Source organism: Sinobaca sp. H24, from assembly GCF_023845525.1.
The window spans coordinates 1-13888 of sequence record NZ_JALBWT010000016.1 but is presented as its reverse complement, the minus strand read 5'-3'; the positions used below and the strand labels follow the sequence as shown (position 1 = coordinate 13888).

The 13888-nt window shown below is 45.0% G+C and carries 13 protein-coding genes and 1 pseudogene; 3 read left to right on the top strand and 11 right to left on the bottom strand.

Going from position 1 to position 13888, the window contains the following annotated elements; translation table 11 throughout:
* Both MMY81_RS18520 and MMY81_RS18515 read left to right on the top strand, forming a co-directional pair.
* Nucleotides 1-777: an SDR family oxidoreductase gene (locus MMY81_RS18520; protein WP_252314033.1), complete on the top strand. Its 777-nt coding sequence runs from the start codon at nucleotides 1-3 to the stop codon at nucleotides 775-777.
* A 29-nt stretch (nucleotides 778-806) separates the two neighbouring features.
* On the top strand, nucleotides 807-1799 hold the full coding sequence (locus MMY81_RS18515) for an aldo/keto reductase (protein ID WP_252314032.1): 993 nt from the start codon (nucleotides 807-809) through the stop codon (nucleotides 1797-1799).
* Here MMY81_RS18515 and MMY81_RS18510 read toward each other — a convergent pair.
* The 8 genes from MMY81_RS18510 to MMY81_RS18480 all read right to left on the bottom strand — a co-directional run bounded on the left by MMY81_RS18510 (nucleotide 1742) and on the right by MMY81_RS18480 (nucleotide 9895).
* Nucleotides 1742-2563, bottom strand: coding sequence for an SDR family oxidoreductase (locus tag MMY81_RS18510; RefSeq protein ID WP_252314031.1), 822 nt, complete (start codon nucleotides 2561-2563; stop codon nucleotides 1742-1744). The genes MMY81_RS18515 and MMY81_RS18510 overlap by 58 nt on opposite strands.
* Before the next feature lie 108 nt (nucleotides 2564-2671).
* A complete protein-coding gene (locus tag MMY81_RS18505) occupies nucleotides 2672-3289 on the bottom strand; it encodes a DedA family protein (protein WP_252314030.1) in 618 nt (205 codons plus the stop codon).
* A 17-nt stretch (nucleotides 3290-3306) separates the two neighbouring features.
* Entirely contained in the window at nucleotides 3307-3432 is a 126-nt protein-coding gene (locus MMY81_RS33425; RefSeq protein WP_256497959.1) for a hypothetical protein, read from the bottom strand.
* A gap of 283 nt (nucleotides 3433-3715) precedes the next feature.
* A complete protein-coding gene (locus MMY81_RS18500) occupies nucleotides 3716-4921 on the bottom strand; it encodes an MFS transporter (RefSeq protein WP_252314029.1) in 1206 nt (401 codons plus the stop codon).
* Between the two features lie 71 nt (nucleotides 4922-4992).
* The gene (locus MMY81_RS18495; protein WP_252314028.1) at nucleotides 4993-5889 is read right to left on the bottom strand and encodes an ROK family protein; all 897 of its coding nucleotides are present in this window, start codon (nucleotides 5887-5889) and stop codon (nucleotides 4993-4995) included.
* A 25-nt stretch (nucleotides 5890-5914) separates the two neighbouring features.
* Nucleotides 5915-7288, bottom strand: coding sequence for a hypothetical protein (locus tag MMY81_RS18490; RefSeq protein ID WP_252314106.1), 1374 nt, complete (start codon nucleotides 7286-7288; stop codon nucleotides 5915-5917).
* 104 nt (nucleotides 7289-7392) lie between these two features.
* Entirely contained in the window at nucleotides 7393-8805 is a 1413-nt protein-coding gene (locus MMY81_RS18485) for a sucrose-specific PTS transporter subunit IIBC (RefSeq protein ID WP_252314027.1), read from the bottom strand.
* A gap of 97 nt (nucleotides 8806-8902) precedes the next feature.
* On the bottom strand, nucleotides 8903-9895 hold the full coding sequence (locus tag MMY81_RS18480; protein WP_252314026.1) for a LacI family DNA-binding transcriptional regulator: 993 nt from the start codon (nucleotides 9893-9895) through the stop codon (nucleotides 8903-8905).
* Between the two features lie 264 nt (nucleotides 9896-10159).
* Here MMY81_RS18480 and MMY81_RS18475 point away from each other — a divergent pair, with 264 nt between their 5' ends.
* Nucleotides 10160-11572, top strand: coding sequence for a peptidoglycan-binding protein (locus MMY81_RS18475; protein ID WP_252314025.1), 1413 nt, complete (start codon nucleotides 10160-10162; stop codon nucleotides 11570-11572).
* Between the two features lie 103 nt (nucleotides 11573-11675).
* Here the strand turns inward: MMY81_RS18475 and MMY81_RS18470 are convergent.
* The 3 genes and pseudogenes from MMY81_RS18470 to MMY81_RS18455 form a co-directional block, all read right to left on the bottom strand.
* A pseudogene (locus tag MMY81_RS18470) lies at nucleotides 11676-12319 on the bottom strand (hypothetical protein).
* Entirely contained in the window at nucleotides 12306-12692 is a 387-nt protein-coding gene (locus tag MMY81_RS18460) for a rhodanese-like domain-containing protein (protein WP_252314022.1), read from the bottom strand. Before MMY81_RS18460 ends, MMY81_RS18470 begins: the two are co-directional and overlap by 14 nt.
* A 27-nt stretch (nucleotides 12693-12719) precedes the next feature.
* Nucleotides 12720-13640: a ketopantoate reductase family protein gene (locus MMY81_RS18455; protein ID WP_252314021.1), complete on the bottom strand. Its 921-nt coding sequence runs from the start codon at nucleotides 13638-13640 to the stop codon at nucleotides 12720-12722.
* Between the last annotated feature and the right edge of the window lie 248 nt (nucleotides 13641-13888).

Below are 13888 nucleotides of genomic sequence, written 5' to 3'. Positions count from 1 at the left end.
ATGGGACTAGTGTCAAATAAGATTGCTGTTGTAACAGGAGCAGCTTCAGGTATTGGGCAGGCATCTGCCATCAAGCTTGCAAAGGAAGGAGCCAATGTCGCTTTGATTGACCTTCAGGATACATCAGAAACAAAGCGGTTAATTGAAAAAGAAGGCGCATCCGCCCTCTGTTTTGAAACAGATGTTTCCGATCCGGAACAAATGCAGGAAAGCTTTTCAGCCACTGCCAAAGAATGGGGCCGGATTGACATCGTGCTTGCCAATGCCGGTATGAACGGTACAGTTGCCCCTATTGAAGACATGGAGCCCCATAAATGGGATAAAACGATCGAAACCAATCTGCGCAGTACATTTTTATCCGTTAAGTATGCCATTCCTCATATGAAGGAACAGGGAGGCAGCATTATTATTACCAGCTCGGTGAATGGAAACCGCACGTTTTCCAACATGGGGATGACAGCCTATTCCTCTTCCAAAGCAGGGCAGATGGCTTTTGGCAAGATGGCAGCCCTGGAGCTTGCCGGCTATAAAATACGTGTAAATATCATGTGTCCAGGGTACGTGGAAACAAACATTTTTGACCGTACTTATACAGAAGGCGTGGAGAAAATTGAACTTCCAGTTAAAGTTGAAATGGACGAGTCCGCTGATACTTTGTTAAACCAGCCTGCTAAAGCAGAAAAAGCTGCTGATCTGGTCGTGTTTTTAGCTTCAGAAAATTCTTCTCACATTTCCGGTTCTGAAATTTATCTCGACGGCGCTCAATCTCTTATGTAATTCCAACGATAAAAGGACTGATAAATTCTATGCAGATAACAGATAACCAAATCAAAGCAATTCAAACCCAGGTCCAAAACCGCACGGTTTCTCTTCCTGATGGAACGACGCTTCCCAGCCTTGGCCAGGGTACGTGGCATATGGGAGATGACCCTGCCCGCGAGGCAGATGAAATACAGGCGCTGCAGCTCGGCTTAAAGCTCGGGCTCCGCGTAGTAGATACCGCAGAAATGTATGGAAACGGCCGGGCTGAAACAGTGACAGCTAAAGCATTGAAACATTTCCGGAATGAAGCTTTTCTCGTATCCAAGGTTCTCCCTTCCAATGCCGGCAGAAAAAACCTTCAGGCATCTTTGGAAAACAGCCTTTCCAGGCTCCAGACCGATTATCTGGATCTTTACCTGCTTCACTGGCGGGGAGGCGTGCCTCTGCAGGAAACCGTAGAAGAAATGGAAAAAATGAAAGCACAGGGTTTGATTAAACGATGGGGAGTCTCCAATTTCGACACCGCCGATATGCAGGAGCTTAACGATGTCACCGGCGGCCAGTCATGTGCTGTAAACCAGGTATTGTACCATCTCGGCTCCCGCGGTATTGAACACAGCCTTCTGCCCTACATGAGAAAGCGTGCTGTTCCCGCTATGGCATATTGTCCGCTCGCCCAGGGCGGAAATCTGCGCAGCCAGCTTTTAACCAATCCATCCGTACAGAAAGTGGCCGATTCGCATCAGATAACACCGATGCAGCTTCTATTGGCATGGAGTATCCGTTCCGGCGATGTTCTGAGTATCCCTAAAGCAGGCAGAGAAGAACATGTTCTGCAAAATGCTCAGGCCGCAGGCATCGAGCTGACGTCTGAAGACTTGACCCTGCTCGATGAAGCCTTCCCTCCCCCTTCCCGGAAAGAACCATTGGATATTGTAAAAAATAAGCCCGTGCTGATTAGATCAGCACGGGCTCGTTTTTATTCTGTCGTTTCTTTCCAGCCTTTTTCAAAGAGCATTTTTCCGGGCCATGTATAAGCTGTCAGCCCTCCATCCCCTGTAATCGTTTCTCCTGTTACAAATGAGCTGTCTTTTGAAGCTAAAAATAAAGCAATGGTCGCCATTTCTCTTGGATCCCCAAGCCGGCCCATAGGAGTAACCCATTTTTGAGCGTCACGGAAAGCCTTACCGCTTTCATCATTCTCTGTTCCTGCCAGTCCTGATACCAGCGGTGTCTCAATTGTACCGGGTGCGATGGCGTTCGCCCTAATGCCCTGACGTCCGTAATCAATCGCTATCGCTTTTGTCAGGTTGGTCACGCCGCCTTTGGCCGCATTATAGCCCGAGCGGTCCAGATCAGCTGCAGAACCGGACATGGAAGAGTTGTTTATGATCGATCCTCCCTTTTCAAGCATGAGCGGAATAAGGTACTTACTCATTAAAAACGTGCCGCGCAGGTCAACGCTGATAATATCGTCAAACAGCTCCACTGGATATTCATGAAGCTTTCCGCCTTCCTGGTCAATGCCTGCGTTGTTAAATAATACATCGATCGTTGTATACTGTTCTTTTATTTTTTCAGCAAAGCCGGTTACTTCCGATTCTTTGGACACATCGAGCACGTAAGCCTGCGCTCTTCCTCCGGCCTGCTGAATTTCTTCTGCAAGCTCTTTTACCTGTTCTTCATTTTTATCTGCGCAAAGCACTTCCGCTCCTTCTTCTGCGAATACTTTTGCTGTAGCACGACCAATACCCGTAGCTGCTCCTGTAATAACGGCTGTATAATTTTCCAGTCTATTCATTTTATAAAAACCTCTTTTCTGTCGATTTCGCACGCTCTTTATTCATACCACCATTTATAGATTATAAACGTCCTCTCTATCAGCTGTAATCGCTTACTGTCAGTGGCTTCAGGCTTTTTTATTTCTTTTATTTTTTTGGGAAAGCATTAGTAAAAACCACCCTGCGGCGATCGCTGCCATAATATATACGATGTAAGAATAAACATCCATAAAATCAACAATGGTATGCCACGAAGATCCCATTCCTGCTCCTATGGAAACCAGCACCGTGTTCCAGATTAATGTGCCGGCGGTGGTAAATAATAAGAACGTAAAAATATTCATATTAGACATGCCGGCAGGAATAGATATCAAGCTTCTCAGCAGCGGAACCATCCGGCATAAAAAAACTGTCCAAACTCCATATTTATCAAACCATTTGTCCGCCCGGTGTATATCTTCGCTGGTTACTCTAATGTATTTTCCATATTTTCCAATTAGTTTTTCCAGCCGTTCTACATCGAGCAGACGTCCAATGCCATAAAGGCAGACAGCGCCGGCAAGTGAGCCGGCAGTTGAAGCTAAAATAACTCCCGTGACTCCCAGTCCGGTGACAGTCGTCATAAATCCACCAAAGGTGAGAATAATTTCAGAAGGGATTGGAGGGAATATATTTTCCACAGCAATAAGCAGGAAGATTCCCCAGTATCCAAACTCTTCCACGACATTTGTGATCCATGCTTCCATTAATGACAGCTCCTTATTTAAGATGAAAAAACAGGAATTCCAAATACAAAATGAAGAACAGTAAACACGATGATAATGAAAAGAATACTTCCTCCGATCATGTAGAGCGCTTCTTTGCCTTCCTGGTAATCCTGCTTTGCCATACACTGTTCCATCCTTTCTTTCATTTGTTCCAAACCTAAAGCTGAGGCCGAAAAAAACAAAAAAGAGCCTTTACCCGTGATCAGGTAAAGGCTCTTATCTTCAAAGGAAAGGGCTTCACCTGAACAGCAGGCAAAGGTCTCGCAAACAACGCAATGGTTGCCAGTCAGGCCGGCGGAGCATAAGCACCACGTAATGACGACATAACTGTAAGCTACTCCCCTTTGAAATGGTAAGTATAGATTGTTAAATAATAATATGCCGAAAATAGGTTATTGTCAATTATTAATTTACAGGCGTTGAAGAAGCGGATTTTTTTTCATACGCTCTTACTTTCCACATAGCAGCCATTCCCAGAACCGGCCCTATACTCAGTATAGCGAATACCCACTCCCATCCCATCCACATCTGAAAAACAGGAATTAAATTGATAGAAATAACCGATATTAGAAATCCGATGCACATTTGAAAAGTTAAAGCCGTTCCCGTATACTCCGGCTCTGCAAAATCTGATACAGCTGCCGAAAATTGGGCAGAATCAGCTATTACAGAAGCTCCCCAAATAACCGCCAGGAGGATAGTCAGCCAGAGAGCGGAACCGAATGTCCAGCCAATGCTCAGCGCGCAGGCAGCACTTATCCCCATAGCGGCAATAGTCAGCAGCGACCTTCCAATTCGGTCTGCAAGCAATCCGCCTGCTATACACCCAATCGCACCGGCGGCTCCAATTGCAGTAAAAGCAGCTGCCGTACTCCATTCTTCCGGGACGGCAGACTGGGCAAAGCTCGCCGCCAAAAAAGCAGGCAGCCATGTCCACATGCCGTACAGCTCCCACATGTGGCCAAAATAGCCGTAGTTTGCAAGCATTACCGGCCGGTTTTTTATTACTTTCGACAAAAGCCCGATAGAAAAAATAGAAGGATTCGGTTTCACAGGAGCTTCCCCGAGAGCACCATACATCAAAACGGCGGCTGTGAACGCCAGAAGGGAACTGAGGATCAGTACAATACCTGCCTCCGCGCCGGACGTAAATAAAAACAAGGCGTGCGGAAGGGAGGTTCCCAGGGTCAAAGCGGCAATTAAAATACCAATGGCTGCTCCCCGCTGTTTAGGAAACCACAATGAAATTAATTTAACCGCCGGAGGATAAACCCCAGCCAGCGCCGCACCCGTAAGTATTCTTAAAAGCAGACCAATCGCAATAGTATCTGCAAACAAAATCAGCATGTTCAATATGCCCCCTGCCAGCGCAGCCAGAGCAAATAGTTTTCTTGTATTAAAACGGTCAGCCAGACCAAGTACAGCACTCAGAAAGGCTCCTGCGACAAAACCAACAGGCACAGCTGCTGAAAGCCAGCCCTCCATTAACGGAGTCAGAGCCCACCGCTCCCGTAAATCATCTGCAATTACTGAAGCGCTGAACCATAAACTCAATGAGAAGAAAACAGATAAAGAAATTATTGATAAAGCATACCAGCGGTTTTTTTTCATTGCTTCTCCCCTTTCTTCCGGTACCGGTCAGGCAAAGAAGAAAGCATCCCGCTTCCGCGGAATACCTGGACTCATCCCAGCCGCACAGTGGAAGAAAGAAGTCCGGCTCCAATCACACCTGCATTTCCTTCGAACTCTGCCTGTACTGTCAGGCATTTTCCTTTTAAACTTTTATATACATACTCGTTGATTCTTTGTTCCAGCACCTGGACGAGGAAAGGGTTATGCTGAATGACTCCTCCGCCAAGCACAATCAGCTCCGGATTTATAGTCAAATAAATATTGGCAATTCCCGCAGCCTGATATTCAATTATCGGATCGAGAACCCGAACTGCCTCTGTTTGATTTTCCCGGTATGCTTCAAACAGTTCACCCGCATGACTACTCCCGCCGTAAAGCTCTACCGCTTTTTCTTTCAGCGCTGTTCCGGAAGCTATCTGCTCCCAGGTCTTATTTCTGGGAGATGGAGATTCTCCATTTCCTATTCTCATTAGTCCTACCTCGCCGGCTGCACCGAGGGCACCGGTCAGAAGCGAATTCCCAATAATAATGCCGGCACCGATTCCGGTGCTTATTGTAATGTAAATCATGCTCGAGGCATGTTTTCCTGCTCCAAGCTGATGTTCTGCTACAGCAGCGGCGTTGGCATCGTTGTCGAGCGTAACGGGCAGTCCGGATGCGGCCTCCAGTTCTTTTTTAAACGCAAAATCATGCCAGCCCGGTAAGTTAGGCGGATCAAGAATTACACCGTTCCATGGATCGAGCGGTCCGGGTGCCCCGCATCCAATTGTTTCAGCCTGATGATTCCCAAAAGAATCTATCATTTCCGTGATTTTTTTTATTCCTTCTTCAGCCGTAGCTGGTGTGGGGATCGTTTTAATCTGTTTGATCGTTTGTTTATTTTCAATAAGAGCGGTACGCAGACTCGTACCTCCCAGATCAATGGCGATTTGATATGTGCTGGTCATGGGCAGAGTTCCTTTCTAAACTAAATTAAAGCAATAAGTATGCTATCAGCGTTCCCATTCCTCCATAAAGCAGCGCAAACGGCATATTTCGGTATGTTATCTTATACGGATTCTGCATCGTATTCTGCGCGGTCATCGTAACAGTAATACCAAATGTTCCTACTGTGGCAGTTGCCAGTCCGCCTGTAATTAAAACCAGGCCAATGCTTAACGGATTCATCGTTTCATAAAGAGGCGGCAGAATTTCCATTAAAATCCCTATCGTTGCAATAGGGTGCACTCCTACCATCGAGAGCCCTAAATACGTAAATTGAATCAAAAGGAGAATCGCAAGCGGAAAGCCTGCTGCTGCTTCAAAAGGGGTCTGCATAACTGTAAGCACCGGCGTTTCATTCAGACTGCTCGAGAAGAGTCCCAAAGCTAAAAACAAAACAACAAAATTCTGCATATTCGTCGTCCTCTGTTTCCACATCGACCAGCCCACTATACGAAACGTGCGCCAGCGTCTGATAACTAAGGCCCAGCAGAAAGAAAACGGAATCAGCACAAGGGTAACGGTTAATATGAAATTAAGTCCTGTCCAATTGCCGATAAGCAAAACAGCTGTAAGAAATACAGACAAAGCAGCAAACAATTCAATGATTTTAAATAGTAACGTCTTCCAGTTGATTGATTCTTCCTTTATCTGCTGATTGGCTGGAGTGTACGGATGCTTTTTGAATTCAAGTCGTCCCCACAGCATTTCAATAGCAAGAACGAGCAGAGAACAGAGGAGAAGCCAGGGAAGGTATGCCACATACCCTACACCTGTAGCGTCAATGGTAATAGCTACCATGATCTCCATCGGGCTCCAGGCAAGAGCGATAGCAAAGGCCCGCAGCGTTGTACGGCTGACAAATGACTCTCTTAGCTTTTTCGACACGGCTGACAGATTATCCTGCAGCACCTGCTGAGAAAATGGAAGTGCAGAAAGATTAATAAAACATACAAGCAGATAGGAAGTGATTGAACTTCTGGCGTACAACTTTCCTAAGTCATCAACATTCGCTCTTAAGAGCTGGCTGATCTTCCTATCGAATCTTCCTGCATGAACGACACTGTTCATCCATGGCAGTACAGCTAAAAAAGCAAGCAGCTGCATGTTTGATGTTAAGAAAATAGGAATTTGGGAAGCACTTTCTCCGCTTACGATAAAAAGGATCATACCCACTCCGATAAAGAAAGTACCCAGAATTTTAAAAAGCCTGGAAGCGGCCACGAAGGAAATAACAAAAACAGGTACCGCTATAATACCTGCTGTATAAAGCAGTATATTGTTGTCTAGAAATATATTCACAAGATAAATTCCGAGCATAAGGGTATAAATTATGTAGCGGTTTTCCTTAATTAAAGATTTCATCAAAAACGTCCTCTCCCCGATGCAGTGCTTCTTTAGTCTGCCACAGGACAAGAATTTAGACAATAAAAAACACCAGCCGCTTCCGGCCGGTGTTTTCCCCTGAATTATGAAGCTTTTTCTAAATCCTCTTTCATTTTATCGCTGTAGCCAAACAGCCACGTTAACGCGAATGCGACTGCCGCTGCAAGAAGGTTAACAACAATATATAAAATAATTTGTTCATTCAAGTAGAGCAGAATTCCCGGACCTGCCGTAATAGCCATACCTGTTGCTTCCAGCTGAAAAAGTGAGGCAATGAATCCTCCCACACCCCCGCCGATAAGTCCCATTAGAAAAGGTTTAACGTAACGAAGATTGACACCGAATATAGCCGGCTCCGTAATTCCAAGAAATGCGGAAAACGAAGATGGCAGAGCCAGTGCCTTCAGCTTTTTCGACTTTGTTTTCAGACCTACTGCCAGAGCTGCCCCGCCCTGCGCTGCAATGCCGCATGTAATGATGGCGTTAAACGGGTTGGAACCAAACTGCTCCAGGAGCTGAATTTCCAAAAAGTTAAATACATGATGCACTCCAGTGATGACGAGAACCTGGTGGAAAAAGCCAATAATCAGACCGCTGATTCCAAATGGTGCTTCCAATAAAGCTACTGTGCCGGACAGCACGAGATTTTCCAGACCATGCATAACCGGACCAATGAAGAAAAGTGATAGAAATATCATGACAAGAAGCGTTAAAAATGGAGTGACAATTAAATCCAGAGCTTCCGGAACTCTTTTTCTAAGCTGCTTTTCAAACAATGCTCCCAGCCACCCAGCAATAAATGCCGGCAGAACAGAACCCTGATAGCCGATCACCGGAATAAAACCGAAAAAGGTCAGTGGATCCGCTACACCTTCCCCTACTTCATATGCGTTAGGAAGAGAAGGATTGACAAGCATCAGACCCAGAACAATACCCAGGATGGGACTTCCTCCGAATACCCTGAAGGCAGACCATGCTATCAGAGCCGGAAGAAAGGCAAACGCTGTATCGGTCAGTACTTCTGTAAACGTTATCAAATTTGCCGGTACATCTTCAGGCGTGAGCCCAAACCAGCCGAGTACCGCTTCCTGCAGAAAAAGTCCCCTTAATCCCATAAAAAGTCCTGTCGCTACAAGAACCGGAATGATTGGAACAAACACATCACCAAAGGTCCGGATAGCCCGCTGAAACATATTCCCTTGTTTTTTTGCTTCCTGCTTCTGCTCAGAACTCGTGCTCTCTGCTACACCAAGCTTAGAAGCTTCTTCGTACATTTTATTTACCGTACCGGTTCCAAAAATAACCTGATACTGGCCCGAGTTGTAAAAAGCACCTTTTACTTTATCAATATTTTCTACGCTGTCCTGGTCAATTTTGTCCTTATCATGAACCATTATCCTCAGCCGTGTTGCACAATGAGATACGGAAGCAATATTTTCTTTTCCCCCTACTGCTTCGACCAGTTTTTTAACAATTTCCTTGTTATCAGCTGCCATTTTTCACCCTCCTGTTTCCCTTTTATCTCTTTTGGAATCGATTCCAAAAAGAAGCAAAATGATAGTCGACCCCTCTTTGGAATCGATTACATTCTCATCATAAGCTATTTCTTTCTATAAGTCCATACTTTAATATATTTTTTTTATTCTTTTTAACAGCAGAGTTTTCCATTTCTTCCAGTAGAATTCTGGCCGCTTCGATGCCTCCCTGCTCATTGTAATAATCAACTGTAGTAAGTGCGGGCTTTGCATATTGGGAAAGCTCCGACGCTCCAAACCCTGCAATCCCAATATCATCAGGTATGGCTATTCCAACATCATTAAGATAATCGGCTGCGCCGATCGCCATCCTGTCCGTAGCACTAACGATACTGTCAGGCTTTATGTCTGATTGTTCCCAAATAGATTTCATTGCGCTGTAGCCTGATTCAATTGTAAAGGCTCCTTCTGCCTGCCAGGATTTTTCTACCGGAAGCCCTGCTTCTTCAAGGGCTTTTATGTATCCTTTTTTTCTCCAGTAGCCAACTGCTTCATCTTTTTCGTCTACGCTGATCAATCCAATTTTCCTGTAGCCTTTTTTTATAAAGAGATTTGTTAAATCATACGAGGCCCGAAAGTCATCGTACATCAGACAAATTGCATCCGGGAATTCCTGGCCTACGACAATCACCGGTACTTTTGCTTCAGACACTGCTGTTTTTATCGGTTCAAGGGTATTCGTCGCCAGAAGAATAATGCCGTCCACTCTTCTGCTTTCAAGCAGCTTAATATGCTCTACTTCTTTATTGATATTCAAATCGGAACTCGCCAGAAGAATTTGAAATCCCTTTTTTCCCAGCTCTCTATCTATGCCTGAAACTACTCTGGTAGTTGTTTCCGTGCTTAGTCTTGGAAGTATAACGCCTATAACTTTCGTTTTTTTCGTCCGCAGGGATTTCGCATGTTCGCTTGGAATATACCCTGTTTCTTCTATTATTCTGTGAACCCGCTCCCTGGCTTCTTTACTTACTGCCGGAGATTCATTAAGTACTCTGGAAACGGTTGTTCTTGAAACATCAGCCATTCTTGCAATATCCTTTATTGTTGTCATATTACCACTTTCCTTTTCCGCTTCCGGGTATTTGCTTTCCTGCTTTATTTTATTCCCATTCTACCAGTTACTACAGAGTATTTCTTCAGTAATATTATAGTTTTTAAAATATTGTGGTTCAATTGCACACATTACATAAACATTTCAATTCGTTTAAATCAACGATTATCTGTTGCGCGGGGAGAAACCGGGCTGATAAGATGTGAAAGGTCGAGAGAGAACAGAGAATAGAAGAGATTCACTATTAAATGGAGGTTTTACACTTTGAAATTTCAACCATCACTAAAATCATGGACTAAGCTTGGCGTACCAGCCGTAGCAGCAGGATTTATTTTCTTTGCAGGTCCAGTTAATTCAGAAGCAAGCGAACTCGGAGACGATCTTATAGTAAAAGGCCAGGAAAGCTCACAGGTAGAGAGCCTGCAGGAGCTTCTAAATGATAAAGGAACACTGGAAAAAAGCGCAGTATCCGGCACGTTCGGTAAAGACACTAAAGCTGCTGTAACCGCTTATCAGGAAAAGCATGACCTTGCAGTTGACGGTGTTGCCGGACCGCAGACAATTGGTGCCCTTGAAGTCTTAAAGCACGGTTCTACAGGACAGCCAGTTGAGAGTCTGCAAGAAGACCTTAGTGATCTTGGTCTGTATAATATTGAAGTAGACGGCATTTATGGAGATAAAACAGAAAAAGCCGTAACAGAATTTCAAAGCAAGAGCGGTATCAGCGTTGATGGCCTTGCAGGTCCTGAAACGTTTGGCGCTCTTCACACAGTAATGACAGAAGCTCCTTCATCAAATGAAGCTGCTCCTAAAGCTTCAACTGATTCTAAAGAAAAAGCTCCTGTAGAAGAGAAGTCTTCTTCTGAAGACACTTCTTCTGAGGACACTTCTTCTGAAGACACTTCTTCTGAAGATACTTCTTCTGAAGATACTTCTTCTGAAGATACCAGCGCACAGGAAGCTGAAGAACAGGCTGCCGCTGAGCGTCAGGCCGCTTTAGAAGAAGCGGAAGCTCAGGAAGCTGCTGAACAGGAGGCTGCTGAACGTGAGGCTGCCGCTGAACAGGCTGCCGAAGAAGCGGAAGCTGAGGAACGTGAAGAAGCTGCTGAGCAGGAAGCTGCTGAGGCTGAAGAAGCGGAAGAAATAAATGCTGAACAGGAAGCTGCTGCTGAGGCTGCCGCTGCAGAAGAGGCTGCTGAACGTGAAGCTGCTGCTGCCGAGCAGGCTGAACAGGAAGCCGAAGAGCAAGAAGCGGAAGAAGCTGCTCAGGCTGAAGAAGAAGCCGCTGAACAGGAAGCTGCTGAAGCCGAGGAAGCTGAAGAAGAAGCTTCCGAAGAGGTAGTGGAATCCTCTTCTTCAGAATCAAGCGCTGATTCTGAAGCATCTGGAGATTCATTCACTGCTGAAGCTACAGCTTACACTGCTTTCTGCACAGGATGCTCAGGTACTACAGCTACAGGCGTTGACCTTCGTGCCAACCCTAACCAGAACGTTATTGCTGTAGACCCTAATGTTATTCCACTAGGCTCAACAGTCGAAGTAGAAGGCATGGGAACATTTACTGCTGCTGATACCGGTGGAGCAATCAACGGTAATAGAATTGATATCTTTATGGCTGATCGTAGCGACGCCGTATCATTTGGCCGTCAAAACCTTGAAGTAACAGTTATCGATTAATATATTTAAACTCCCTGAGACCATCTAATGGTCTCAGGTTTTTTTGTATAAACCAATACCTGAAAAAAGCTCTCTGCCGTTTTGGCAGAGAGCTTTCTATTTTTTATACTTTTTCTTTATGAATGCTTTCTATAAATCGGCTTACTTCCTTTTTTGCTTCTTCAATATCGGAAGCATTAACAAGCATAGGTTCTTTTTCATATTGAGCATATGCATGATCATAACGTGGATCATAGTAATGTTCCAGCAGAAGAGAAGCTACTCTGTCATAGCGTTCCTCATGCATGGCGGCATGGATGCTTTCTTTTGACTCTTCCGTAAGTTTGCTTTCTATTTTTTCAATAGCGTATTTGATTTCCTTATGATACAGCTTGGGATCGTACGTACGAAGAAGCACTTTTTCCCTTTCTTTCATCGGCAGCTGAACGTCAATCCGGTGTCCATACCACTTTCCATTTTGAATAAAATCGGGAAGATGAATATTTCCGATCCGGCGGCTCTCTCCTTCAATAATAAAAAAAGGAGCATCTTCTAGTTCCTTCACTCGTATCCAAAGAAGAAGTTCGAACTGTTTCTGGCTTCTCTCTGCAGTCCTATCGATCCAAAAGCAGATCCCCTGTGATTGGCAAGACGCTCCAGTGAGATCACCGGATACCCTTCTTCTTCCAACTGATCAAGTATTTCTGTTTTTCCGGTACCAGTCCCGCCGGAAAGCACAATATAATCTCTTCGCTTATTTTTTTTCATTTTGGAAAGTCTTTTCCATCTCTTTTCTAAAAGATCTTATTCCGCCCGGCAGCCTGGTACATGAAATACCCATCATATTCATAAAAGATACGAAGGAGCCGCTGCGCATACCTCCACGCCAGCAGTAAACCTCCACTTCCTGTTCTCCTTCGCTGATGTCACGCATCAGGCGGTACATAGAAGGAAGTTTCGGTGATAGTATTTCCAGGCCGAGATCCATTGCTTTTTCTTTGCCCTGTTGTTTGTAGACTGTTCCTACAAGCGCTCTTTCCTCATCGTCAAAAATAGGAATATTGATTGCGCCCGGAAGTGAATATTCTTCGAATTCTTTAGGAGACCTTACGTCAATATACTGCTTGTTTTCAGGTAACATTCTTTGAATCCTCTTCCCTTCTCTGCTTTACCTATTTAAGGCTTTTGGCTTTATCAGGCTGTACATCGTATATAATACAGGTGAAGCTATCTGATGAGTATCTGCGAGCTTTAATGCTTCTCCCTGCAGATGTTCTACTTCTATTTCTCCGCCGCGGAGAAGGTCGTTGTGCATGGAAGACGTGGCTTCGGCATTAAGGGATTTCATCTGCTGCAGCGCTGCTTCTGCCTCTTCTGTCGTCAAGCCGCCGTTCTCCATATTAGCAATTTCTTTCATTTCCATAAGCATGGAAAGTATCGTATTACATGCCTCTTCTGAACGGACGACGGGCCCTATCGTCAAATCCGAAGCGGTGGTAATACCTGAAAAAGCAGTGATAAACATATATTTTTTCCACATGTCATGCCAGACGTTCCTGCTTCTCTTCGTCTCCGCGTTGACTGTTTCAAATAGCGTTTCTACTTCATCTACAACTGACTTTTGTTCCGGCATCAGTTCCCCGTAAATTAATCCATGCTGACCGCTCGTGTGATGGACGTGCCCTTTTTCATCCAACGCTGCGATAATAAACGCCAGTCCGCCAATAATCCGGTTTTCCGGAATAACCTGCTTCATTTTATCAATATGAGAGATGCCGTTGAGTAAAGGCAGAACGGCTGCACCTGTTTTTTCAGCCAGTTCAGCGAGCTGCGGAAGAGCTTCTTCTATATGGTATCCCTTCACCGCCCATATAATTAAATCTGCCTCTTCAGCTTCTTCTGGAGACACCACCGTATTAACATGACGTATGCTGAAATCGCCGGCGGTACTGTGTAACGTCAATCCGTGATCTTCCAGCTGCTTACGACGCCCTTCCCTGACAAAAAACGTTACATCATGGCCGGCTTCAAGAAGTCGCCCGCCTGTATATGCCCCTACTGCTCCGGCACCGTGCACTATTACTTTCATGTATATCTCTCCTTTATTTCTCTGATTGCACATTCAACCATTATCAGATATGATAGCGTGGATGATATAAACAATTAATTTCCGTGACAACCAGGAGATGAAAATATGAAATGGATTACCGCAATTAGAGAATGGAATCCCGTACAGACAATCAACCGCTGGATAGGCCGTGGAGATGGCAGCAGGTCCGGCTCTGTTCAGGAGTCATTAAGCCGTATGGAAAAAAGACGCCAGGAAGAAGAGTCTAA